This window comes from Oscillochloris sp. ZM17-4 (genome assembly GCF_019599295.1).
Lineage (GTDB): Bacteria > Chloroflexota > Chloroflexia > Chloroflexales > Chloroflexaceae > Oscillochloris.
This window is the reverse complement of the sequence record NZ_JAIEWN010000009.1, coordinates 122,705-146,129: the sequence shown is the minus strand read 5'-3', so window position 1 is coordinate 146,129 and position 23,425 is coordinate 122,705. Positions and strand designations below refer to the sequence as shown.

Annotated in this window: 26 protein-coding genes and 2 pseudogenes; 15 read left to right on the top strand and 13 right to left on the bottom strand. The window is 67.4% G+C overall.

What is annotated here, in order from left to right; translation table 11 throughout:
- Positions 1-269 precede the first annotated feature (269 nt).
- From K2Z83_RS09800 to K2Z83_RS09780, 6 genes and pseudogenes are all read left to right on the top strand, one after another.
- Entirely contained in the window at positions 270-1,010 is a 741-nt protein-coding gene (locus K2Z83_RS09800) for a hypothetical protein (RefSeq protein ID WP_220594987.1), read from the top strand.
- Positions 1,011-1,030: 20 nt separating this feature from the next.
- Positions 1,031-1,363: pseudogene (locus tag K2Z83_RS29845) on the top strand (Type 1 glutamine amidotransferase-like domain-containing protein); the annotation flags it as partial.
- A gap of 86 nt (positions 1,364-1,449) precedes the next feature.
- Positions 1,450-1,944 carry a hypothetical protein gene (locus K2Z83_RS28920; protein WP_255603675.1) on the top strand — a complete coding sequence of 165 codons (495 nt, stop codon included), beginning with the start codon at positions 1,450-1,452 and terminating at the stop codon, positions 1,942-1,944.
- Between the two features lie 50 nt (positions 1,945-1,994).
- Positions 1,995-2,591: a plasmid pRiA4b ORF-3 family protein gene (locus K2Z83_RS09790; RefSeq protein ID WP_220594985.1), complete on the top strand. Its 597-nt coding sequence runs from the start codon at positions 1,995-1,997 to the stop codon at positions 2,589-2,591.
- Positions 2,592-2,612: 21 nt separating this feature from the next.
- Complete coding sequence (locus K2Z83_RS09785) at positions 2,613-3,008, top strand: hypothetical protein (RefSeq protein WP_220594984.1); 396 nt, start codon at positions 2,613-2,615, stop codon at positions 3,006-3,008.
- A gap of 25 nt (positions 3,009-3,033) precedes the next feature.
- A complete protein-coding gene (locus tag K2Z83_RS09780) occupies positions 3,034-3,735 on the top strand; it encodes a hypothetical protein (RefSeq protein ID WP_220594983.1) in 702 nt (233 codons plus the stop codon).
- On the opposite strand, the pseudogene K2Z83_RS09775 reads toward K2Z83_RS09780, so the two are convergent.
- Positions 3,707-3,910, bottom strand: a pseudogene (locus K2Z83_RS09775) (DUF1905 domain-containing protein); the annotation flags it as partial. The gene K2Z83_RS09780 and the pseudogene K2Z83_RS09775 sit on opposite strands and share 29 nt — an antisense overlap.
- Before the next feature lie 308 nt (positions 3,911-4,218).
- On the opposite strand from K2Z83_RS09775, the gene K2Z83_RS09770 reads away from it, so the two are divergent.
- From K2Z83_RS09770 to K2Z83_RS09760, 3 genes are all read left to right on the top strand, one after another.
- The gene (locus tag K2Z83_RS09770) at positions 4,219-4,656 is read left to right on the top strand and encodes an NADAR family protein (RefSeq protein ID WP_220594981.1); all 438 of its coding nucleotides are present in this window, start codon (positions 4,219-4,221) and stop codon (positions 4,654-4,656) included.
- Positions 4,657-4,760: 104 nt separating this feature from the next.
- Positions 4,761-6,074, top strand: coding sequence for a PIN domain-containing protein (locus K2Z83_RS09765; RefSeq protein ID WP_220594980.1), 1,314 nt, complete (start codon positions 4,761-4,763; stop codon positions 6,072-6,074).
- 143 nt (positions 6,075-6,217) lie between these two features.
- Positions 6,218-6,556 (top strand): DUF2007 domain-containing protein, encoded by a 339-nt coding sequence (locus K2Z83_RS09760; RefSeq protein ID WP_220594979.1) that lies wholly within the window; start codon positions 6,218-6,220, stop codon positions 6,554-6,556.
- Here the strand turns inward: K2Z83_RS09760 and K2Z83_RS09755 are convergent.
- A complete protein-coding gene (locus K2Z83_RS09755; protein WP_220594978.1) occupies positions 6,495-7,076 on the bottom strand; it encodes a TROVE domain-containing protein in 582 nt (193 codons plus the stop codon). The genes K2Z83_RS09760 and K2Z83_RS09755 overlap by 62 nt on opposite strands.
- 439 nt (positions 7,077-7,515) lie before the next feature.
- Here K2Z83_RS09755 and K2Z83_RS09750 point away from each other — a divergent pair, with 439 nt between their 5' ends.
- From K2Z83_RS09750 to K2Z83_RS09740, 3 genes are all read left to right on the top strand, one after another.
- Positions 7,516-7,950: an SDR family NAD(P)-dependent oxidoreductase gene (locus tag K2Z83_RS09750; protein ID WP_220594977.1), complete on the top strand. Its 435-nt coding sequence runs from the start codon at positions 7,516-7,518 to the stop codon at positions 7,948-7,950.
- Positions 7,951-7,971: 21 nt separating this feature from the next.
- The gene (locus tag K2Z83_RS09745; protein WP_255603670.1) at positions 7,972-8,808 is read left to right on the top strand and encodes a class I SAM-dependent methyltransferase; all 837 of its coding nucleotides are present in this window, start codon (positions 7,972-7,974) and stop codon (positions 8,806-8,808) included.
- Between the two features lie 79 nt (positions 8,809-8,887).
- Positions 8,888-9,184: a hypothetical protein gene (locus K2Z83_RS09740; protein ID WP_220594976.1), complete on the top strand. Its 297-nt coding sequence runs from the start codon at positions 8,888-8,890 to the stop codon at positions 9,182-9,184.
- On the opposite strand, the gene K2Z83_RS09735 is transcribed toward K2Z83_RS09740, so the two are convergent.
- Positions 9,185-10,126, bottom strand: coding sequence for a 1-phosphofructokinase family hexose kinase (locus K2Z83_RS09735; protein ID WP_220594975.1), 942 nt, complete (start codon positions 10,124-10,126; stop codon positions 9,185-9,187).
- 87 nt (positions 10,127-10,213) lie between these two features.
- On the opposite strand from K2Z83_RS09735, the gene K2Z83_RS09730 reads away from it, so the two are divergent.
- The gene (locus K2Z83_RS09730) at positions 10,214-11,152 is read left to right on the top strand and encodes an isoaspartyl peptidase/L-asparaginase family protein (RefSeq protein ID WP_220594974.1); all 939 of its coding nucleotides are present in this window, start codon (positions 10,214-10,216) and stop codon (positions 11,150-11,152) included.
- Between the two features lie 66 nt (positions 11,153-11,218).
- Here K2Z83_RS09730 and K2Z83_RS09725 read toward each other — a convergent pair whose 3' ends face one another.
- Positions 11,219-13,381 (bottom strand): ATP-binding protein, encoded by a 2,163-nt coding sequence (locus tag K2Z83_RS09725; RefSeq protein ID WP_255603668.1) that lies wholly within the window; start codon positions 13,379-13,381, stop codon positions 11,219-11,221.
- A gap of 193 nt (positions 13,382-13,574) precedes the next feature.
- Between K2Z83_RS09725 and K2Z83_RS09720 the strand changes: the two genes are divergently transcribed.
- Positions 13,575-14,006, top strand: coding sequence for a VOC family protein (locus K2Z83_RS09720; RefSeq protein WP_220594973.1), 432 nt, complete (start codon positions 13,575-13,577; stop codon positions 14,004-14,006).
- Positions 14,003-15,001: a DinB family protein gene (locus tag K2Z83_RS09715; RefSeq protein WP_220594972.1), complete on the top strand. Its 999-nt coding sequence runs from the start codon at positions 14,003-14,005 to the stop codon at positions 14,999-15,001. Before K2Z83_RS09720 ends, K2Z83_RS09715 begins: the two co-directional genes overlap by 4 nt.
- A gap of 46 nt (positions 15,002-15,047) precedes the next feature.
- Here the strand turns inward: K2Z83_RS09715 and K2Z83_RS09710 are convergent, their stop codons facing one another.
- The 9 genes from K2Z83_RS09710 to K2Z83_RS09670 all read right to left on the bottom strand — a co-directional run bounded on the left by K2Z83_RS09710 (position 15,048) and on the right by K2Z83_RS09670 (position 23,308).
- Complete coding sequence (locus K2Z83_RS09710) at positions 15,048-16,058, bottom strand: rod shape-determining protein (RefSeq protein ID WP_305082502.1); 1,011 nt, start codon at positions 16,056-16,058, stop codon at positions 15,048-15,050.
- Positions 16,059-16,275: 217 nt separating this feature from the next.
- Positions 16,276-16,689: a F0F1 ATP synthase subunit epsilon gene (locus K2Z83_RS09705; RefSeq protein ID WP_220594970.1), complete on the bottom strand. Its 414-nt coding sequence runs from the start codon at positions 16,687-16,689 to the stop codon at positions 16,276-16,278.
- A gap of 77 nt (positions 16,690-16,766) precedes the next feature.
- Entirely contained in the window at positions 16,767-18,185 is a 1,419-nt protein-coding gene (gene atpD / locus K2Z83_RS09700) for a F0F1 ATP synthase subunit beta (protein WP_220594969.1), read from the bottom strand.
- Between the two features lie 42 nt (positions 18,186-18,227).
- Entirely contained in the window at positions 18,228-19,100 is an 873-nt protein-coding gene (locus K2Z83_RS09695; RefSeq protein WP_220594968.1) for a F0F1 ATP synthase subunit gamma, read from the bottom strand.
- Between the two features lie 83 nt (positions 19,101-19,183).
- Positions 19,184-20,749, bottom strand: coding sequence for a F0F1 ATP synthase subunit alpha (atpA, locus tag K2Z83_RS09690; protein WP_220594967.1), 1,566 nt, complete (start codon positions 20,747-20,749; stop codon positions 19,184-19,186).
- 116 nt (positions 20,750-20,865) lie between these two features.
- Positions 20,866-21,357: an ATP synthase F1 subunit delta gene (gene atpH, locus K2Z83_RS09685; RefSeq protein WP_220594966.1), complete on the bottom strand. Its 492-nt coding sequence runs from the start codon at positions 21,355-21,357 to the stop codon at positions 20,866-20,868.
- Positions 21,358-21,453: 96 nt separating this feature from the next.
- Positions 21,454-21,948: a F0F1 ATP synthase subunit B gene (locus K2Z83_RS09680; protein ID WP_220594965.1), complete on the bottom strand. Its 495-nt coding sequence runs from the start codon at positions 21,946-21,948 to the stop codon at positions 21,454-21,456.
- Positions 21,949-22,015: 67 nt separating this feature from the next.
- Positions 22,016-22,249, bottom strand: a complete 234-nt coding sequence (gene atpE / locus K2Z83_RS09675) for an ATP synthase F0 subunit C (protein WP_220594964.1) — start codon at positions 22,247-22,249, stop codon at positions 22,016-22,018.
- A 63-nt stretch (positions 22,250-22,312) separates the two neighbouring features.
- Complete coding sequence (locus tag K2Z83_RS09670) at positions 22,313-23,308, bottom strand: F0F1 ATP synthase subunit A (protein ID WP_255603665.1); 996 nt, start codon at positions 23,306-23,308, stop codon at positions 22,313-22,315.
- Positions 23,309-23,425: the final 117 nt, after the last annotated feature.

The window sequence follows — 23,425 nt, the reverse complement described above, 5'->3', positions numbered from 1 at the left end:
AACATCTCTCCGGCCCAGGGCATGTGCAACGTCGCTGGCGGCTGAAGCCGCGTCGCGGTGGCCTGCGGCCGGCCGCCCGCCTGCGCGGGCGGTTCCGGCGTCGGCCTGCGCCGACGTCCGACGCGGAGCGCCCCGCTGGCGCGACATCAGTCGCCAGCTGTGGGGCGCTCAGGACGTTGCACATGCCCTGATCTCCGACCGAAGTCGCTTGCGATCAGCCGAAGAGATGGTATAGTACGAGAGATAGCTTTCCAACAGAGGAGTGATGCGTGACGGCCTGGACAAATAGGACGATAGGGACGCCGAGCGGCGTCAGCAGCACTGATGCCGACTCATGGGCGCCGGGCTGGGTCGATCACGAGGGCCGCATGCGCGCCCTGCGCGCCGATCTGGAGCGCTACCAGCCCCAGGCATCGCTACGGATGGTCGCCGCCGCCGCCCGCTTCGACTTCGCCCAGCTCTCGCGGCTCGAACAGGGGAAAAGCGCCTGGACGCTGCCGACCTTCGCCCGCGTCGCCGGCGGGCTGCTGGGGACGCTCTCGTGGTATAGCGGCAAGTCCTACCCGCTGCACACCATCTTCCCGGCCTGCCAGCCACGATCCCGAAGATCCCCCGCCAGCAATCACCCCGAAGCCACCCCCGATCACGCCTCCTGCTTGCCCCCGATAGCCCCCCCCGACCCGCCCTTCGCCTGGCACCTCGACAGCATCCTCGACCGGCTCAATACGACCACCGCCCACACCTGGAATCTCAAAAGCCTCGCTGAGCGCATCGCCGACGCCGAGCAGATGCCGGAGCAGGCCAAAACCCTGCACACCATCCTCGACCGTATCCAGCGCTTCACCGATGAGCCCGCCAGCACGACCAGCCGACGCACGAGTACCGGATCGATCCCCACCCTGCTCCGCCTGCACCGCTTCCTCGCCCCGCTCCTCTCGACCGCCGCCTGCCCCCTGCTCCTCGACGACATCCTCACCATCCACCAGTGGCGCATTGTGCCCTCCGCCTGATTTCGATTGCGGATGGGAGGATGACTGTGGCGGGAACGCTGGCCCTGGTCGGCTCGGGCGAGTTTCTTGAAGTGATGCGGCCGATTGACGCCGGGCTGCTGGCGCGGGCGCGCCAGACGGGTCGCGCCCACGTGGCCGTCATCCCCACCGCCGCCGTCCCCGACGGCCCGCAGGTGGTGGAACGCTGGGCCACGCTGGGCCGCGCCCACTTCGCCGCCCTCGGCGTCAGCGTCGATGTCATCCCGATCGGCGCGGGCGCGCGCGCCGACGACCCGCAGGTGGCCCAGCGGATCGCGGCGGACAGCCTGGTCTACGTCTCGGGGGGCAAGCCCGGATTCCTGCTCGACACGCTGCGCGGGACGCCGGCCTGGGCGGCGGTGCTGGCGGTCTTCGTCCTGATAGCGAGCAGATGCCTCCAGGTGCCCCCAACCAGCGCATCATGCGCGCGATCCGCACGTCGTTCGCGCAGCTGGCTAAGGCCCTGGCTGGCCCGCCGGGCACCAAACAGCGCCTCAGCGGGCTACTCCCGCCTGTCCCGGAGCTGGCCCCGATCACCCTGCCACCCTCGGATCGTGAGTACGCCCAGCAGCTTGTCGTCTCACTGGCGAAGCGCAACACCAAGGATGCGGCGAAGGTCGAGGCGTTTCTGCTCAATTGGCTCGGCTATACCCAGGCCCCTGAGGCCATCCCCTTCTGGCAGTCGCTGCTCGACCTGAAGCGCGCGCGCGACAGCTTCGCCTCGCGCAGGCAGTCCTTCGCCCTCAGCGCACTGACCCTGCTTGCGATCAAGCAAGGGGATTCTGCCGCCTACGCGGCCCTCGATGCCGCGCTCCAGCACGCGAACCCGCCCGTGCGCATCCTGGCCGCGTACTACCTCGGCAGCGCCTACGCCATCCCGAGCGCCCGCTCCCGCAGCACGTCCTGGTCGCCCTGAACGCCTGCGCGACCACTGACCCCGTCTTCGAGGCGCGCTACCAGGCCCGCATGACCCTGCGCTACGTTGGGACACCGGCCCCGCTCGATAGCCCCGGCGGGGTCTACCTGTTCAAGGTTCGGCTCAGGGGTGACCGCTCGGGCGCCACGCGCACCCTCGCCCTGCGCCCCGAGCAGACCCTCGCGGCGCTGCACATCGCCATCCAGGACGCGTTCGCGTGGGATGCCGACCACCTCTACAGCTTCTTTCTGCGCGGCAAGGCTCGCGACGATGGCTACGAAATCTCCGGCCCAGAGGGCACCCCCTTCTTTGGCGCGATGTTTGATGAGGCGATGCAGCTATTCACCGATGAGGAGTCTGAGGGGGCGGAAGGCGAGGTGATCGCTGACGAGGGGGATGACACTGAGGATGTCGAGCCGCTGGACACCAGCACCGTGGCGCTCGGCCAGCTGGGTCTGCGCGTCGGGCACACAGTGCTCTACTATTTCGACTACGGCGACGACCACCTATTCGATGTCACTCTTGTGGCTATCCAGCCACAGGCTGAGCCGGGCGATTACCCGCGGCTGGTCGAGTCGGAGGGCAAGGCGCCGCCCCAGTATGATGGCGATGCGGACGATGAGGTCTGGGAGGATAGTGAGGCATGAGTAAGTATCACGCTTGAGACGTTGCTGGAGCCCCTCGACCGCGATCAGCTCCAGGATCTGCTGCTGCGTCTGGCCGTGCGCCAGCCCGACCTCGCCGACGTGATTGCGGTCGAGGTCGCGGTGACGCAGGTCCGCGCCACGCCCCGCGCTGCCCCGACCCACCCGCCCGTCGATGTCGGGCCGATCCAGCGCCAGGTGCGCGCGCTCATGCATACCTCGTACCGCAGCTATGATAGCTACGATACCTCCAGCGCGATCGCTGCGGGGATACGTGCGATCCTCGACCAGGTGCGCGGCTTTGTCGAGGGCGGCGACAGCGCCAACGCGCTGAGCCTGCTTGAGGTGATCACCGAGGAGTATAGCGAGGGTCAGCACGACTTCGACGACTCCTACGGCACTTGGCGATGTCTTCGATGACTTGGGGGCGCTGTGGGCCGAGGCGTTGCTCTCAGCGGATCTGCGCCCCGACGAGCTGGAGGAGTGGGACGACCAGCTCGCGGAGTGGGCCGGCGATGCGGCCGACTACGGGAGCGACTCGGGCATGCGGCTGGCGATGCGGGCCGCCCAGGAGGGCTGGCACGACCCGCAGATCGTCCGCGCCCTGCGCGGCGAGCCGGTGCTCGCCCCTGCGCCGAGCGCGGTCGAGGGAGGTAACGCTGACGAGCGAGACGAGGAGCCGCCTGGCACAACCGCAGCGCCGGCGGTCGGCCCGCCGCCCAGGCTAGCCCTGATCCGGCTACGCATCCTGGAGCGCCAGGAGCGGCTGGACGAGTATCTCAACCTCGCTGCGGCCTACGGGCTGCACCGCGAGCGCGCCCTGATGCTGGCCCGCCTGGGCCGGGTGGAGGAGGCCGTCGCGGCAGGCATCGAGACCCTCGCGAGCGCCGCCGACGCGCTGGCCCTGTCCACCGCCCTGCGCGCGGGCGGCCAGCTCGACGGGGCGCTCCAGGTCGCCGAGCACGGCCTGGGCCTGGGCGGGCTGCGGGGCGCCCTGGGCGACTGGCTGGCCGCGCTGGCTGGCCGCGCTTGCGCCCGGCATTGGCCGGGCGGACCTAGCCCTGCGCGCGGCGGAGGTGGCCTGCGCCAGCGAGCCGAGCATCACTCGCTATCTGGCCGCCCGCCGCCGCCCGGTGCTCCGCGCTGAGCGGCAGCATGAACGCCTCGCGATAGGCCGCGACGGTGCTGCGGTAGGTGTAGCCGTTGATCGTGACCCGCACCGCCGGCCGCTTCCCCGCGCCGAGGGCGGTCACGACCTCTGCGGGCACCTGCATTCCCGTGGCTGTCTTGCCGTGCAGCTCGATGATGGCGTGAAACTGCATACGCGTTCCCTCTCCCGTCCCGCTCATATCCATCGCTCGCCGCATCCCAGGCGCGCTGCGGTGCGCTACATTGATAGAGCTATCGTAGCAGCATCCCGACCACCGTACAAGGCAGCGCCACCATAGTACGTATGTTCATCTTGAGCATCGGTCGCCAGCAGGAGATCGGGCAGCGCCCCTTCAGCCGTAGACAGTACGCACACCCGCCGTCACTGCCGACGGTCGTCCCAAGGTCGGTGGCAAATGCGGGGCAGTGTGGCTATACTTTGACGTAACACACCTGTCGATCTGCCCAGAGCGAGGCTCCTATGACCATCTTCTTCTACAGCACCCGCGACGCCTATGGTGGGTTCTCGAACTTCTCGCGCCACGGCTTCACCCTCAAGGATGTCTGGTGGCCGACCAGCGAGCACTATTTCCAGGCCCAGAAGTTCGCCGGCACGGAGCATGAGGACGCCATCCGCAGCGCGCCGACGCCGCGCGCCGCGGCGGATATGGGGCGCGACCGGCGCCGCCCGCTGCGCGCCGACTGGGAGCAGGTGAAGGATGACGTGATGCGCGCGGCGGTGCGGGCCAAGTTTTGCGCCCACGCCGACCTGCGGGCCGAGCTGCTGGCCACCGGCGATGCGGCATTGGTCGAGAACGCGCCGGGCGACTACTACTGGGGCTGCGGGGCCGACGGCAGTGGCAAGAACATGCTCGGGAAGATCCTGATGGAGGTGCGGGCCGAGCTGGCGCACCGCTGAGCCCTGGGCAGGGTTCCCTCTGCGATCGCCCATGAAACCTCAAGCCGGGTCTTCGCGTAGCATGTGTACGACATCTATGTTCATGCTCCCTCACATCTTCACCTATGAATCCAAACGAGAGCTGGTTTACACGCTGGGTTGCGACGCCGTATCAAGTCATGCTGCGGACGCTCGGTCAGGCACCTGATCTCGCGCCGGGCGAGCCGTCGGCTGATCTGCTCGACCGCGCGGAGCGTTGCGCGCCGGAAGGTGTGACACCTGGGTCGGCAACGGCGCGTGCGGCAGCGCCATCGGTGGCCCTGCTCATCGACGGGGAGAATTGCGCGCCCGGCGTCGCGGCCCATGTGCTGGCCAAGGCGGGTGAGTTTGGCACCGTTCGCGTGCGCCGGGTTTACGCTAACTGGGCGGCGGCGAGCACGCGCGGCTGGCTTGAGCCGGTCGCACGCCACGCCATCCAGCCGATCCATCACGAGCCCACCACGACCGGCAAGAACGCCACCGACATCCTGTTGACGATTGATGCGATGGATCTGCTGCACGGCGGGGCTATCGACTGTTTCTGCATCGTCGCCAGCGATAGCGACTACACCCCGCTGGTCGCCCGCCTCCGCGCGGCCCAGCGCACCGTGGTGGTGATCGGTCGCGCCCAGACGCTGCCCTCGCTGGTGCAGGTGAGCAGCGTCTTTCTGACCTTGGAGGAGCTGACCGGATCGCCGGCTCTGCCTTCCCCGCCACCCAGGGTGGTGCCCCATACGTCCGCAGCAGCGCCCCCCTCCGCTGCACCCACACCGAAGCCTGCGAAAGCCCCCGCGCCCACACCGAAGCCCGCGAAAGCCCCCGCGCCCGCGCCGAAGCCCGCGAAAGCCCCCGCGCCCGCGCCGAAGCCCACGAAAGCCTCGGCTGGTATCGCTGATGTCGGGCCGCTGCTGATCGCGGTGTGGGAGGGCGTGCGCCAGGCGCGTGGCGCGGTCTCGCTCTCGAACTTTGTGAACGAGCTGCAGCGGCGCCACCCCGAGCTTCAGCCACAGACCTACGGCCATACCCGGCTGGCGCAGCTGATTAAGCAGCGCGACGATCTGTTCAGTGTCCAGCCGGATGCCGACAATCCGGCCCACCAGATTGTGCTGCGGGCACTGCGCTCGCCGGTCGCGCCGCAGCAGAGCGCGGTGCGGGCGCTGCTGGAATCCGCCTGGCAGCAGGCCGCCAAGCAGGATGGCTGGCTACCGATGACCGCGCTCGGCCAGCAGCTCAAGCAGCTCGACCCGGCCTTTACGCCGAAGCGGCACGGCTATGCGCGCCTCGGCCTGCTGCTCCAGGCGCACCCGGATCTCTTCGAGCTCCGCCAGCGGAGCGCTGGGCAGTACGATCTGCGCCTGATCGGTGCGGGCCAGCAGCGTGAACAGAGGCCGATGAGATAGGCGCGCTCAGTGGAGCGAGCCGACGATGCATCAGCCATCGTGGAGATTCCATGCCCGTCGTGTGCCTGCCCGCATCCGTGGTATGGTGGAAGCTCCATCGCCGCACGGCGCGGCGCACATTGGTAACGGGCGAGGAGACCACGATGAAGCTGGTGCATACCACCACCCTGCCGGCTGAGGCCCATCTGATCAAGGGCTACCTGGAGGCCGCAGGGATTGCGGCGATGATCCAGGGCGATGATCTCACCGGGCTCCAGGGCGCCCTGCCCATGCAGGAATCCCGCCCATCGCTCTGGGTCGCCGACGATGACCAGGCGCGGGCGGAGGCGCTGATCCAGGAGTTCCTGCAGAGTCAGCCTGCCACCACGGGCGCGACGCCGTGGCGCTGTCCGAGGTGCGGCGAGCAGCTTGATCCGCAGTTCACCGACTGCTGGAACTGCGGTGCCAGTCGGCCGGTGGCCGGCGACGCGTCAGAGGAGTAAGCGGATCTGCGCGCCAGGCTAAGGAGTGATCGCGCGCTCCCTGGCGTTCCGCGCCTACCCCGTCGCGCTGGCGGTACTTGATCGCCTGGAGCACCAGCCGCTCGGCGGGCTGCTCGAGGAACCAGGCCCCGACCGCGCGGCGCAGGCCGCGGCCCCAGCCGCGCAGGGCCTGGACGTAGCCGGCGAAGTGCAGCAGGTGGGTGCCGGTGCGCGCGACCTGAGGCAGGGCCGCCAGGGCGGCGCGGCGGGTCTCGCCGGCCTCGGCGGTGGCGGCCATGGCCAGGGCGAACAGGGCCGGGTCGTTCTTCGGCGCCCGGCCGGCCGCGCTGACCGCCACGATCTCCGCGCCCGCCCGGCCGCCGTCCTCGGCGAGGCAGCGGGCGACGGCGTGGGCGCCCTCCAGGGTCAGGGCGCGCTCGGCGGCGTAGTAGCTGCCGCCCTCGCTGCCCAGCACCAGGAAGCGGCCCAGGCGCGTCCAGTCGTCCACCGGGTAGCTGTAGCCGCCGGCGCTGTTCCGCACCTGGCCCGCCAGCGGCGCGGACTGCGGCGTGGCGGCGGTGGGGCTCTGTTCATGATAACCCTCCCACGTCCGGCCCGACGATCACGATCCCAGCGGTTGTATGGTCTTGCTCGTTCCGGCGCGTCGCCCCAGACCCACCCTCACGCGGTCGGTCGTCTGTGCCTGGTATGTGCCCGATGCCCACTGCCCGGTGCTCGTGTGCCCTGTACGGCCTGTGCCGTGCCGGGATTCGAACCCGTGGATCCAGTAAGGTTTTCGAGACCTTTGCAGCTTGCGCTGCGCGTGGCACACGCCCGCCCGCCCGCGCTACCCCCGCGCCGGCCTATGCTTGAGTGTTGAGTGTTGAGTGTTGGCTCCAACACTCAACACTCAACACTCAACACTCCTTACACCATTGGTCACAAGTTAAGGTTTCGGCGTATGACAAGGTTTCAGAAGAGTGTCGCCGATCGAGTCCTTCAGCGACGCCGAGTGGCGCGGCGCGATCGACACCAACCTCAGCGGGGTGTTCTACACGGCGCGGGCCGTGGTGCCGGTCATGAAACGCCAGCGCAGCGGCACGATCATCAACCTCGGCTCGCGGGTGGGCAAGGTGGGCGTGGCCAACATCGGCCCCCTCTGCGCCGCCAAGTTCGCCCTCGCCGGCCTCTCCCAGTCGATGGCCCAGGAGCTGAGGCCCCACAACGTCTTCGTCACCACCGTCTACGCCGGGCTGATCAACGCCGACATCCACCCACTCAACCCGGACGAGGCCTTCCGCCGCCAGCTGATCACCACCGACGACGTCGCCCAGTCCCTGCTCTGGGTCTGCACGCTCCCGCCCAGCCTGCGCGTCGACGAACTGCCGATCATGCCCAGGCAGGTCGATCTATAAATGTTGAATGTTGAATGTTGAATGCTGAATGTGCGGCATTCAACATTCAACATTCAACATTCAACATTCAATACTATGAGCGAAGCGATACGCGACTGGTGGGAGGAGCTGCTCCAGGTCCACGAGTTTGCCCACTACCGCGACTACGCCGAGGACCTGACCCGCCGCGAGGCGGACTTCCTGGCCGAGGCGCTCAGCCTGCGCGGCGTCGAGACGATCCTCGACCTGGCCTGCGGCGGCGGGCGGCACAGCATCGAGCTGGCCGGGCGGGGGCTGACCGTGGTCGGCCTAGACGCGGCGGCGCCCGTGCTGGCCCACGCCCGCGCGCGCGCCGCCGAGCGCGACCTGAGCGTCAGCTTTGTGCAAGGCGACATGCGTGCGCTGACCTACGAGGCCCGCTTCGACGTGGTGCTGATCATGAACAGCAGCCTCGGCTTCTTCGACGACGCCACGAACAAGGCGGTGCTCGCCGGAGCCGCCCGCGCCCTCGCCCCCGGCGGTCGGCTGCTGCTGCAGTGCATCAACCCCTACCAGATCGAGGCCTACCTGCGCGAGTTTCGCAGCGGCTGGTACCAGATCGGCGCCGGCTACGTGCTGCGCGATGCCCGCTTCGAGCCGCGCGAGGCCGCCCTGCACATCGGCTACCGCTACCTCGACGCCGCCCAGAGCCTCGACGTGGCTCACCCCGGCGACCGCATCCGCCTCTACGGCTTCCCCGAGCTCGCCGCCCTGCTCGCCGAGGCTGGCCTGCGCCCGCTCAGCGTCTTCGGCGACGCCGTCCTGCCGCCGGTGCCCTTCGGCGAGCAGAGCCTCTGGCAGGTGGTCGTCGCCGTCCGCGACCCGCCCGCATCGCCGTAGGGGCGCAGCAGCGCGATACGTGCATGTCGCTTTGCGACATACATGCATCGCGCTGCTGCGCCCCAACAGGAGACACATTATGCAGATCGCGCAGATCGCCGAGTACGAGGTCACCTACCGCCCCGAGGGCGAGCCGGCCATCTCCTTCTTCCACGTGGTGCGCGGCCGCGAGGTGGCCCGCATGTCCGCCGCCGAGGTCGCCGAGCTGCGCGAGCTGCTCGCCGTCACCCAGAAGCGCATCCGCCCCATCGGCGGCGGCCAGCTCATCCTCGGCGCAGGCGGCGACCTCAGCCTCTACGCGGCCTCCGGCCAGCGCGCCTGCTACCTCAACCCCGACCAGGCCCAGCAGCTGGCCCGCCTGATCGGCGCGGGGTGATCAACACTCAACACTCAACACCCGCGCCCCCGCCGCCAGCCGCTCCACCTCCGCCAGCTCGATCCGCCCGCCGCCGATGGTGAGCGCGTCGGCGCTGCCGCAGGCCACCCCCAGGCGCAGGGCCTCGGGCAGCGGCAGCCCGCGCAGCAGGCCTGTAGAGAGCCCGGCTAGCAGCGAGTCGCCGCTGCCCACCGTGCTCACGAGGTCGATCGGCGGCGGGCATGCCCACCAGGCGCCGGTGTCATCGACGGCCACCACCCCCAGCGCGCCCAGAGAGACGGCCGCCAGCCCCAGGCCGCCGGCCCGCAGCTCGGCCAGGGCCGACGCCGCCCCGGCCACGTCGGCCAGCTCGGCCCGCCCGAGGGCCGCCCCCAGCTCCGCGCCGTTCACCTTCACCCCGTAGGGCCGCGCCGCCAGGGCCGCCTCCAGCGGCGCACCGCTCGTGTCCACGATCACCCGACGCCCCGCCGCCCCCAGCCGCCCGACCAGATCGCCCAGCCGCACCGCGCCCACCCCGCGCGGCAGGCTCCCCGAGATGAGGCAGAGCCGCGCGTCGGCCGATGCGGCCATGGCCGCATCCGCGAACGCCGCCCAGTCAGAGTCGGCGAACACCGGCCCCGACTCATTCAGCGCCGTCGCGTCGCCGCCCTGCGGGTCCACCAGCAGCACGCAGGTGCGGGTCTCGCCGGCGGCGTGGCGGCTCCAGCGCCCCGCGAGCCCCTCGGCCTCAGCTAGGCGGGCCACCAGATCGCCGGTGAGCCCGCCGATCGGCGCGCAGAGCAGCGCCGGCTGGCCGAGCGTGAGCGCCGCGCGGGCCACGTTCAGCCCCTTGCCCCCGGCCGCCACTACAACATCATCGGTGCGCTGCACCGCCCCCAGGCGCAGGCCAGGGAAGACCATCGTGCGATCCAGGGCCGGGTTCGGCGTGATGATGACAAGCATGTCACTATCCTTGCGAGCAACTACCGATTGTGGTAGAGTTGAGCATCTTTCATTGATTATACTGAACTATCCACGGAGCCACGACCCATGCCAATTGCGCTCATTGTTCACGGTGGCGCATGGGCCATCCCTGACGATCAGGTTGAGCCGCACCAGGCCGGCTGCCGCGCCGCCCTAGCGGCCGGCTGGGATCTGCTAAGCCGCGGCGCATCCGCGCTCGACGCCTGCGAGGCGGCGGTCCGCCTGATGGAGGACGACCCGATCTTCGACGCCGGCACCGGCTCGGTGCTCACCTCGGACGGCACCGTCGAGCTCGACGCCGCCCTGATGGATGGGCGCAGCCTGCGCTACGGCGCCGCCGCAAACCTCCGGCACATCCGCAACCCGATCTCCCTGGCCCGCAAGCTGCTCGTCGGCCCCGCCACCATGCTGGTGGCCGAGGGCGCCGAGCAGTTCGCCGTGGCCCACGGCATCCCACTGATCGAGAACAGCGAGCTGATCGTCGAGCGCGAGCGCGCCCTCTGGGAGGAGTGGAAGGCCGGGCGGATCGCCCCGAGCCCCGAGAGCCATACCAGCCCGCCGCCCGCCGAGTCCCCGCCCGTCGCCACCACCGTCGGCGGCCACGACACCGTCGGCGCGATCGCCCTCGACCAGAGCGGCAACCTAGTGGCCGCCAACTCCACCGGCGGCACCCCCTTCAAGCTCCCCGGCCGCATCGGCGACACGCCCATGGTCGGCTGCGGGCTCTACGCCGACGCCCGGGTCGGCGCCGTCGTCTGCACCGGCTGGGGCGAGTCGATCGTCCGCGTCGCCCTGGCCCGCCGGGCCATCGAGATGCTTGAACGCGGCGCATCCCCCCAGACGGCCGCCGAGGCCGCCATCCGCGTCCTCTCCCACCAGGTCTCCGGCGGCAGCGGCGGCTGCATCGTGCTCACCCCCGGCGGCCAGATCGGCCTCTCCTGGAACACCCGCCGCATGGCCTACGCCTACCAGGTCGAGGGCGTCCAGCCAACCTGGGGCGTGTAACCGCCACCGGCGCTCTTTTCTTTTGCTGCGGTGTGACGGCTTCGCCGTCACACCGCAGCAAAAAACCTACCTCCGCGCCAGATCATTCGACACCGGCAGGGTGAAGAAGAACCGGCTGCCCCGGCCCAGCTCGCTCTCCACATCGATCCGGCCACCGTGAAGCTCCACCAGCGCCCGGGTAATGCTCAACCCCAGGCCCGTGCCGCCGATCCGCCGCGTGTTCGTGTTATCCACCCGGTAGAACCGCTCCCATATCCGCGCCAGATCCTCCGGGGCGATGCCGATGCCCTGGTCGCGCACCGACACCACCACCCAGCGCCCCTCCGGGTGATCCTCCGGCAGCGTAGACGCCTGGGCCTCGTGGATGCGCAGCTGGATCTCGCCGCCCCCCGGGCTGTACTTGATCGCGTTAGTCAGCAGGTTGAAGATGATCTGCTTCAGCTTGTCGCGATCCGCGTAGACCGGCGGGATCTCGCCCTGAATGTCGATCAGCAGGCGGTGGTTCATCAGCGACGTGTTGAGCTGCGTGGTCAGCTCATAGACGATGTTCGTCAGCGAGACCACCCAGCGGTTCAGCTTCACCTTGCCGGCCTCGATGCGCGACATGCCGAGCAGGTCCTCGACCAGCTGCGAGAGCCGCTCCGCCTCGGTGTAGACCGTGCCGATGAACTGCTGGCGCTCCTCCGGCGAGAAGTCGCGGCTCAGCAGCAGCTCGGTGTAGCCAAGGATCGAGGTCAGCGGCGTCCGCAGCTCGTGTGAGACGATCGACACAAACTCGCCCTTCACCCGGTCCGACTCGCGCTCGCGGGTCACATCGCTCACCGCCCAGAGCCGCCCAGTGATCTGATCCTTGCTATCGCGGGTGGGCACGGCGCGCACCTCCAGCTCCTGGGTCGGGTGCTGCAGGCGCACCGTCACCATCAGATCCTGCGCGGGCGAGCGCTGCATGCGGTCGCAGAACTCCGTCAGGCCCAGGGGCTCGTGCAGGCGCGGCAGCAGGTGCGCGATCAGGTCGAGGGAGACGTGGAAGCTCTCGTGGCGGGCGTGGCCGTGCAGGCCCCAGAGGAGATCCCACGCGGGGTTCGAGCGCAGCACCTTGCCGTTGATATCGATCAGGGCCAGGCCGGTGGGCAGGCTGCTGAACACCTGGCCGAGGTAGAGGGCGCTCTCGATCGCCTCCTGGTAGTGCATGGCGCGGCTGAGCGGCTGAGCGACCCGCGCGCACAGCGCCCGCACAAAGGACAGCTCATCCTCGCCGAACGCGTCCGAGCGCGGGCTGCTGAGGATGATCACGGCGGCGGCGCGGTCGCCGATCATGATCGGCGCGGCCAGCTCGGCCCGTAGCCCGGCGCCCGCGCCGGGGATGCCCGGCTCAAGCGTCACATCGCGCACAAGCAGCGCCCGCCCGCCCAGGGCGGCCTGTCCGGCCAGGCCCGTCTTCAGGCTCCAGCGCTGGCGCGGGCCGCTCGGCATGCCCACACCGACATCATCGGCGAAGCCCTCGAAGGTGTGCAGCACAAGCTCGCCCTGGTCATGATCGACTAAGGCCACCGCGCCCGCCTCTGCGCCGCTCGCCTCAAGGGCGCGGCGCAGCAGCAGGCTGAGCAGGTCGTGCAGATCGATGGGCGCGTCGAGGCTGCTGTTCAGCGCCACAAGCCGCTGCTTATCAGGGGCGCGGAGGGTCAGCCCGGTCGGGGTGTCGCTCGCCCGCTCCCCCGTCGGCAGATCCGACCGGCGGCGGCCCTCCTCGGCGATGGCGGCCGCCAGCAGGGGCAGCATGCCGCCGATCAGATCGTCGGAGGCCGACCGCAGGCCATCGGCGTGCTCGGCCCGCAGCTCAAGGACGCCCCAGAGCCGGCCACCCCAGCGGATCGGGGCGCCCAAGTAGGCCGCCCGCGCCGCAGGGAGCCGGCCACCGCCCGCGCCGCCGCCGCCCAGGGCGATCACCCGCCGCGCGATCACGCCCTCGCGGGCCACCGTGCGAGTCAGGCCATCGTCCCAGGGGTAGGGCCAGGCATCGGCCGAGTAGAACTGCTGGCGAGCGCCCCCCGGCCTCGCCGACTGAGGCCAGCAGGTGATCCGCGCATCGCGGTGATCGACGGCCTCGCGGAGCAGATCGAAGAGCCGGTGCAGGCGCACATGCAGCGGATCATCGTCGTGGAGCAGGCGCGCCGCCGCGCCGAGGGCGGCGAGCTCCTGCGCTACTTGATCGGGAGGTGATGTCATCATACAGAGTCAGCACCTATAGATCGCATCAGGACAAATCGCACCCAATCTGCAATCTGCAATCTACAATCTACAATCTTGGTACGGCCCTCATTGTAGCGTGTTGCGCAAACGTGTCAAAGGCACAACCTTGCAAGAGCGTTACGTAGGAGCGGTATAATACCAGTGGTATCAGAAACCCTGGAGGATGCCCCCCATGTTTACGCTTGTTGACCATATTGGCTTCGTCGTCGCCGACGTGGACGCCGCCATCGATCACTACCGCCAGGCATTCGGCATCGAGTCCTGGGAGCGCATCGCCCTGCCCGAACGCCACGCCGACATTGGCGTCGCCCGCCTGGGCGACACCCTCCTTGAGCTGATCGCCCCGACGTCGGACGATGCCAGCTTCGCCCGCTTCCTCCGCGAGAAGGGGCCGGGGATTCACCACATCGCCTACCGCGTCGACGATGTCGCCGCCGCGCTCGACGAGCTGCGCGCCCGCGGGGTGCCCCTGATCGACAAGGTGGCCCGGCCCGGCATCCACAACACGCTCGTGGCGTTCGTCCACCCGAAGGCCGGTGCCCAGGGGGTGCTGATCGAGCTCGTGCAGCATCAGCGCTCCGATGAGGGGGGCGAGCATTCATGAGCATCGACCAGGATGAGAACCGCCGCCTGCTCTGCAGCATGAGCCTGGGCTACACAGCCTACCACGTCTGGGCGCTGCGGGCCCGCCGCGAGCGACGCTACAATATCGCCCGCATCTTCGAGGCCTCCAGCGCCGTCAAGCGGGTGCGCTCCGAGCTCGCGCTCCAGTCCCTCGGCGAGGTTGGCGCCACCACCGAGAATATCGCGCGCGCCCTCGCGGGTCTGGAGCCAAACGCCATCGCCACCGGCCCCGTCACCGGAACCACGCCGCTCTCGCGCGATCTGATGAGCCGCGCGGCCCACGCACTATCCGAGGGCCGCGACCTCACCGCCAAGGAGATCGGCGACCTGGCGGTCTGTGGAAGCTGCGGCAATCTCTTCGAGGGCCCGCCGCCCAGTGTCTGCCCCAGCTGCGGCACCGTGCGCGAGGGCTTCATCCTCTTCCGTGCCGCCGAGTCGATGGGCACCCTCGGCCCCTACAGCATTGTCAGGAAGATCGAGCAGACTCCGGCGACCCTGCGCGCCATCGTCGAGGATCTCAGCGATGACCAGCTCCAGCGGCGGCTCGGCGGCCACTCGCTCAAGGAGCTGGTCGGCCACCTCATCGATATGGACGTGGTCTTCCGCGAGCGGGCATGGCTCATCCTCGAAACCCAGAGCCCGCGACTACCCAGCGGCCACCCGCCGACCCTGGGCAGCGCCGCCGCCTACAACAACAAGAAGATCGGCGACCTGCTCGACGGATTCCAGAACAGCCGGCAGCAGACGCTGGGCCTCCTGCGCGGGCTCACCCCGGCGGCCTGGCACCGCACCGGCTATCACGAGATCTTCGGCACCATCCCGCTCACCCACCAGGGGAACTGGGTGGTCGACCACGAGCGCGGCCACCTGATCGAGATGGCCCAGATCCGCCACAACCTGCTCCAGGAAGACAATGGCCTCGGCCCGCTCACGCTGCCCAGCAGCCTGATCCCCGAGATCCTTGAGGGAGAGTAGCGCCCATGCAGAAGCAGAAGGTACGCTTCTCCATGGGCCGCCTCCGCTAGTTCAGATCGTCCCCGCTGAGGCTATCGCGCAGAATATCGATATTCTCCAGGGCCAGGCCGGTGCCGATCGCCACACAGGAAGCCGGCTGGTCGGCGACATAGCAGGGCACCGCCGTCACCTCGGTGAGCAACTCATTGATCCGGCGCAGCATTGAGCCGCCGCCGGTCATCACCATGCCCTTGTCGATGATGTCCGACGAGAGCTCAGGTGGCGTCTCCACCAGCACGGCGCGCACCGCGTTGACGATCGCCTCCAGGGGCTCCTGGATGGCCTCAGTGATCTCGTTGCTATCGACCTCGATCGTGCGCGGCAGGCCAGCCACCTGATCCCGCCCGCGCACTTGGGTGGTCAGCGGGCGCTCCAGGGGAAGCGCCGAGCCAATCTCGATCTTGATACTCTCGGCGGTGCGCTCGCCGATCAGCACGTTGTACTTACGCTTGATATAGGCGGCGATCGCCTCATCGAACTTATTGCCGCCCACCCGCACCGAGGTGCTGACCACAATATCGTTGAGCGAGATCACGGCCACCTCAGTCGTCCCGCCACCGATATCGATGATCAGGTTGCCCGAGGGCTGTGCCACCGGGATATTCGCGCCGATGGCGGCGGCTAGCGGCTCACGGATGAGCCAAGCCCGCGAGGCACCGGCGTGTAGGGCCGCGTCGCGCACCGCGCGCATCTCCACGCTGGTGACGCCGGCGGGGATGCAGATCATCACCTCAGGCTTCGAGAGGCGGATGCGCCCCGTCGCCCGCGTGATGAAGTATGTCAGCATTGCCTCCGTCACCTCATAGTCGGCGATCACACCATTGCGCATTGGCCGGATCACCTCGATGCTTTCAGGCTCGCGCCCGAGCATCGCCAGCGCATCCGCGCCTACCGCCTTCACCTTGCCATCGCGCTTCGAGAGCGCCACGACAGACGGCTCGGAGAGCACGATGCCCCTACCCTTCACATAGACAAGCACATTGGCCGTGCCCAGGTCGATGCCGATCTTGCGAGCCATACATCCCTCTATCATCCAGGCGCGCCGCGCCCGCTGTGCGTGATCAGGCCTGCCGCGCTGCGGCATAACCGGCGCTATTATAGCCGATCTTGCCCACCCCGTCGGCGCGCACATAGAACGGGCGGGAGGTTGCCCTCCCGCCCGTGATCACGGATAATCGCCGTAGGGCCGAAGCATTCGGGATCGGCGCGAAGCGCCGATCCCGAATGCTTCGGCCCTACTGGCGCCGGATATTCTTCATCTGGGCCACGCGCAGACGCACCATCTCTTTGCGCAGCTTCGCCTCGGCCATGGCCATGTCGCGCTCGGTCTGGGCGCTCTTCACCCGCTCCTCGGCCGCGACCCGCGAGCGCATGGCGCGATCCTCATCGATCTCGTCGGCACGCTCGACCGTGTCGGCCAGGATCGTCACCCGGCTCGACAGCACCTCCATGAAGCCGCCGGAGACTGCGAAGGGCATCCGCTCCCCGCCCTTGATGATCGTCAGCTCGCCGGGCTGGAGGATCGTCATCAGTGGCTCATGGCGCGGCAGAATGCCGACCCGACCGTCGCGGGTGGGCGCGTTCACCTGATCGACCTCCTCAGAGAGGACGACCCGCTCGGCGGTGACTATCTCAAGATGCATCGGCATAGATCACCTCGATTGCAGATTGCAGATTGCAGATTGCAGATTGTGAAAATCTGCAATCTGCAATCTGCAATCTGCAATTACTTCTGGGCCGCGTCGTAGGCCGCGATCACCTCGTCGAAGCCGCCCTGCATGTAGAAGAAGCTCTCGGGGATGTGGTCGCCCTCGCCCGCAAGCACGCGGGCGAAGCTCTTCACCGTGTCGGCCACTGGCACATACTTGCCGGGGCGGCCGGTGAACTGCTGGGCCACCGTGAAGGGCTGCGAGAAGAAGAGCTCGATCTTGCGCGCCCGCGATACCGTCAGCTTATCGTCATCGCCCAGCTCCTCCATGCCGAGGATGGCGATGATGTCCTTCAGGTCACGGTAGCGCTGCAGCACACGCTTGACATCCTGGGCCACGCGGTAGTGCTCCTCGCCCACAATATTCGGGTCGAGGATGCGCGAGGTGGAGGCCAGCGGGTCCACCGCCGGGAAGATCGCGCGCTCGGCGATGCTGCGCTCCAGCGAGATCGTCGCGTCGAGGTGGGCGAACACCGTGGCCGGGGCCGGGTCGGTGTAGTCGTCGGCGGGCACGTACACCGCCTGCATCGAGGTGATCGAGCCGCGCTTCGTCGAGGTGATCCGCTCCTGGAGCTCGCCCATCTCGGTGCCCAGCGTCGGCTGATAGCCCACCTGCGAGGGCATGCGGCCCAGCAGCGAGGAGACCTCGGAGCCGGCCTGCACGAAGCGGAAGATATTATCGACGAAGAGCAGGATATCGCGGCCCTCATCGCGGAAGTACTCCGCCATCGTCAGGGCCGTCAGGCCCACCCGCAGGCGCGCCCCGGGCGGCTCGTTCATCTGGCCGAAGACCATCACCGTCTTATCGAAGACGGTCGTCTTCTCATCGATTTGAGACTCTTTCATCTCAGCGATCAGGTCGTTGCCCTCGCGCGAGCGCTCGCCCACGCCGGCGAAGACCGAGAAGCCCGACTGCTCCTTGGCGATGTTGGCGATCAGCTCCTGGATCACCACCGTCTTACCCACGCCGGCGCCGCCGAAGATGGCGGTCTTCCCACCGCGGGTGAAGGGGGCGACCAGGTCGATGACCTTGATCCCCGTCTCGAAGACCTGGGCCTCGGTGCTCTGCTCCTCAAACGAGGGCGGCGCGCGGTGGATCGGCCGGCGCTCGACGGAGGCGTCCACCGGACCCTCGCCGTCGATCGGGTCGCCGAGCACGCTAAACACGCGCCCCAGCGTGGCCGGGCCGACCGGCACCGAGATCGCGCGCCCGGCGTCGATCACATCGAGGCCGCGGGCGAGGCCGTCGGTGGTGCCCATGGCCACCGCCTTCACATAGCCGTCGCCAAGCTGCTGCTGCACCTCGCAGATCAGCCGCTTGCCATCGGCCAGCGGGATCTCCAGCGCGTTATAGATCTCGGGGACCTGGCCAAGCGGGAACTTGGCCGTGATCACCACGCCGATAATCTCGACGATCTTCCCTGTTCCGTGCGACATACTATCCTCCGTCGGGGGGCGGCGCGCCGCCCCGATTGGTTACTACTCTGCGAGGGCGGCCGCGCCGGACGCGATCTCGCTGACCTCTTTCGTGATCGCGGCCTGGCGCGCCTTGTTAAAGCTCAGGGTCAGATCCTGCACCAGATCCTTCGCGCTCTTCGTGGCGTTGCGCATCGCCACCATCTGGGCCGAGTAGAAGCTCGCGATCGACTCCAGGATCGCCTGGTAGATCTGCGACTCCACATAGCGCGGCAGGAGCTCCTGGAGCACATCCTCCTGGCTCGGCTCATAGGTGAAGTCCGAGCGGCTGGAGCTCGCCGGCTCCGCCGACTCCACCGGCGCGAGCTGCTTGAGCGCCGCCCGCTGGACCAGGGTGTTGATAAACTCGCTGTAGATCAGGTAGAGCTCATCGTAGCGCCCCGACTCAAAGCCCGAGACCGCATCGATCGCCACGCCGAGAATATCCTCTATCTTCGGCGCGTCGCCGATCTTGACCATCTCGCCGGCCAGCGTGTAGCCGGTGCGCGAGACGAAGTCGCGGCCCTTCTTCCCGTACGTAAAGACATCGACCTCACGGCCCAGGGCGCGCTGGTCGAGGATGAAGCGCGCGGAGCGCCGCAGCACGTTCGTTATCAGGCTGCCGCACAGGCCGCGGTCGGGGGTGACGATGATCAGGCCGACGCGCCGCACATTCTCACGCTTCTCAAGGAGCGTGCCTTTGCGGGCGCCGCCCACCGCGCGCGCCGTCAACTCGCCGATCATATCGCGCATGCGGTCAGCGTAGGGGCGGGCCGCCAGCACATTGCGCTGGGCCCGGCGCATCTTCGATGCGGCGACCATCTCCATCGCGCGGGTGATCTGGGCCACATTCTTGACGGATTTGATGCGCCGCTTAATCTCTCGGCTGCTCGCCATATCGCACTCCATTGCAGATTGTAGATTGCAGATTGCAGATTACTTTGTAATCCAATCTGCAATCTGCAATCTGCAATCTGCAATCAGCTATAGTTGCTCGTGGACTTGAACTCTTTGATCGACGACTCGAGCGCCTTCTTGACCTCGTCGCTGGGGAACTTGCGGTCCAGCTTGTTGTCATCAATCAGCTTGCGCACCTCGGGGTGGGCCGTCTTCAGGAACTCGATGAAGTCATCGCGCCACTGGGTGATCTGCGCGACGGGCACATCCTCAAGGTAGTTATTGTTCGCGGCGTAGAGCATCGCCACCTGGTCGGCGACCGGCAGCGGGTTATACTGCAGCTGCTTGAGCAGCTCCTGCAGGCGCTGGCCGCGGTCGATCTGGGCCTTGGTGGTCGCGTCCAGATCCGAGGCGAACTGGGCGAAGGCCGCCAGGTCGCGGAACTGCGCCAGCTCACCCTTCAGCTTGCCGGCCACCGAGCGCATCGCCCGGGTCTGCGCGGCGCTACCCACACGCGACACCGAGACGCCGACGTTGAGCGCCGGGCGCTGGCCGGCGTTGAACAGGTCGGCCTCCAGGTAGATCTGTCCATCAGTGATCGAGATCACGTTGGTCGGGATGTAGGCCGACACGTCGTTGGCCTGGGTCTCAATCACCGGCAGGGCGGTGAGGGAGCCGCCGCCATTCTCCTCGTTCAGGCGGGCGGCGCGCTCCAGCAGGCGCGAGTGCAGGTAGAACACGTCGCCGGGGTAGGCCTCGCGGCCGGGGGGGCGGCGCAGCAGCAGCGACACCTGGCGGTAGGCCACGGCGTGCTTGCTCAGGTCGTCGTAGACGATCAGCGCGTCCTTGACAAGCTTGCCGTCCACCATCACGCCGTTCTCCATGATCTCCTCGCCCATCGCACAGCCGGCGTAGGGGGCGATATACTGGAGCGCGGCCGACTCGGAGGCCGAGGCGGCGACGACGATCGTGTAGTCCATGGCACCGTAGCGCTCGAACGCGCCCACCACCTGGGCGATCTGCGCGCGGCGCTGGCCGATCGCCACATAGATGCAGACCATCCCCTGACCCTTCTGGTTGAGGATGGCGTCGATCGCCACAGCCGTCTTGCCGGTCTGGCGGTCGCCGATGATCAGCTCGCGCTGGCCGCGGCCGACCGGGATGAGCGCGTCGATGGCGACGATGCCCGTCTGCACGGGGGTGTCCACCGACTTGCGGGTGATCACGCCGGGGGCGATGCGCTCGATCGGGCGGATCGTCTCGCTGTTGATCGGCCCCTTGCCGTCCACCGGCTGGCCCAGCGCGTTCACCACGCGCCCAAGCAGGCTCTGGCCGACGGGCACCGAGATAACCTGACGGGTCGAGTTAACCTGGTCGCCCTCAGCAATCGACTCCGAGTCGCCGAGCACGATCGCCGCCACATCATTCCGGTTGAGGTTCAGGGCGATGCCGTAGATCGCCTCGCTGCGCCCGGCCTTCACCGGGAACTCCAGCAGCTCGGAGGCCACCACCTGATCCAGGCCCTCGATACGAGCGACGCCGTCACCGACGGAGGCGACCGTGCCCACATTCACCTGGCGCGGCTTAAGGTCTACGCCAGCAGTAATCCCGGCCTTAAGCCGGGAGATAAGATCATCAGTAATCGTCATAGTGAGTGCTCCTGAGTGAGGGTACAGGGGAAAGGGTACAGGGGAGAGCGAGCTGCTCCAGGCATCGAACGCCGCGCCCCATCGAACCCTGTGCCCTGTACACTGTACCCTGTTCCCTAGCTGGTGAGCATATTGCGCTGGACGGCGCTGAGGCGCGTGCGCAGGCTATTATCGAGCACCCGGTCGCCGACGCGAATGAGCAGGCCGCCGATCAGCGACGCATCGACATCAAAGGTGGCGCTCAGGTCAGCGCCGTAGCGCTGGCGCAGATCGGCGACGATCGCCGCCTGCTGATCGGCGCTAAGCGTGACCGCGCTGGTGACGACAGAATCAAGCGACTGGGCGGAGGCGCTCGTCGTGAGGCGCCCGAAGGCCTCAGCGACATCGCCAACCTGATCGAGCAGGCCCTCTTTCGCCAGGCCGAGCAGAAAGTTCCGAACCTGCGGCATGGCATCAGCGGGTAGCGCGGCACTGACACGCTGGGACAGATCATCGCCCCCGACGCCGGCCAGCTTCGAAGCGGCCGTCTGAAGCTGCTCCATAGCGGAACCCATCAGCGCATCATAGAGCGTCCCTGCGATCGCCTTGGGATCAACTTTGGTTGCCATATCGTTATCCATCTCAGGGGCAGCCAGCCGCTGCCGGGGGCAAAGGGGGGAGCCTGAGACACCCTCCTTTACCTGCCGCAGCGTGGGCAGCGCCCTCTAGTTTCGGCGATCCAGGGCGGCCAGCGACTCAGAGATGAGCTGATCGTGGCCCTTGGCCTGTAGCTCAGCGCCAAGCACCCGCGATGCCGTCATCATAACCAGATCAGCGATCTGGCCCTTCGCATCGCTCAGCAGCGTATCACGCTCCTGAACTGCGGTGGAGCGAGCCTCATCGCGGATGCGCTCAGCGTCGCGGCGGGCCTGGGCGACGATCTCCGCCTCCTGAGCCTTGGCCCGATCCTGGGCCTGCGCCACGATCCCGGCCGCCTCCTGGCGCGCCTTCGCCAGCTCGGCCTCATAGTCCTTCTTCGCGTTGGCGAGCTGCTGCTTCACTTGATCCGCCTCGGCAAGGCTGTCCTGCACGCGCCGCGTCCGCTCGCCGAGCATGTTCAGGATCGGCTTGTACAGAAACTGGCCAAGCAGCCAGACCAGGAAGATCACATTGAAGAGCTGCGCTATCAGCAAGCCCCAATTGATGCCCAGCTTTTCCACAGTCCTACTCCTCATCTTGACCACCGCCGCCCAATTTTCTGGCGGCGGAGGAGACCTGATGGATGAATTAGAGGATACCGAAGCCGATCAGCAGACCGAACACCAGGCCGAAGATGAACAGAGCCTCAGTGAGCGCGAAGCCGAGGAACATGTAGGTTCGTACCAGACCCTCAGCCTCGGGGTTGCGCCCCATCGCCTCGATCGCGGCCCCGAAGATAATCCCGATGCCCGCACCCGGGCCAATAGCACCGAGACCGATCGCCAGCGCCATGCCAATAAGCTGTGCCGCTTTGTCACTCATTACCAAAGCCTCCTAAAAGCAACGCTTCCTAAAAGTCAGCGAAATGCGTCCGAACGGGCGTACTTAGTGGGCAGCAGCCTCATTTCCCGCATGCGCGTGATCATCATGATCACCGTGCCCCTGCACCGCAAGAGCCGCAAACACAACGGTGAGCACCGCGAAGATGACCGCCTGGATAAAGGCGACGAACAGCTCAAGGCCGTAGAAGGGGAGCGGCAACAGGTAGGCGAAGAGGAAGGACATCACAGCCAGGACCACCTCTCCACCAAAGATGTTGCCAAAAATTCGAAAGGCGAAGGCGACGACACGCATGATCTCCGAGAATAGCTCGAGCAGTCCGACAAAGAACATGATCGGGCCTTCATTGAAGATGAAGAACTTGCGTAGATAACCGATGCCCAGCGCCTGGAAGCCCCAGAACTCCACCATGAACACTGCCGCGATAGCGATCGCGAAGGTGACGTTGAGATCCGCTGCAGGTGCCCGCATATAGGGAACCAGCAGGCTCGTCTTGTGATCGCAGGCTCCGGGGAAGGCCGCCAGATTCACCAGCGTGGTGCTCTCTGCCGCGTGTGCCTCGGGTGCCGCGCCCTCGACCACTGCCTCGACCTTCGGGCGGCATGTGCCGATGCTGCCGAAGCCCGGCACCAGAGCTAGCACGTTACCCACGAGGAAGAAGATGAAAATCGTCGCCGCCAGGGAGAAGAATTTTCCGACATTCTTCTTGTCAACGCCGCGAGCGAAGTCATAGAAGAACTCAATGGTAAGCTCGACGATGTTCTGAAACCCACGCGGCACGAGCTGTAGCCGCTGCCCAACCCCAAAGGCGATACCAACCAAGATCACATCGACCAACAGAGTCATCAGCACCGAGTTGGTGAATGGCAGGCCCGATTCACACAATTCCCCCGAAGCATCCAGCGCGCCACCGATGCAGAAGAGCGGCTCTGCGGCAGCGGAGATGTGGAGGTCGTCTTTGGACATCCGGAAGCCCAGGAAGTACATAACGATGCCAAGCACCGCTAGCGCCCCCAGAACTGTGAGGATCCGATTTCGCATCGTGGCGATCCCCTCTCCCTGTACTATATTGAGAACTCTTTCACAATCAGTTTACCATAGAGGGCAAAAAAATGTCAACTGTTCGCCACTGAAGAGTTGAGCTGAGCAGTTGATATT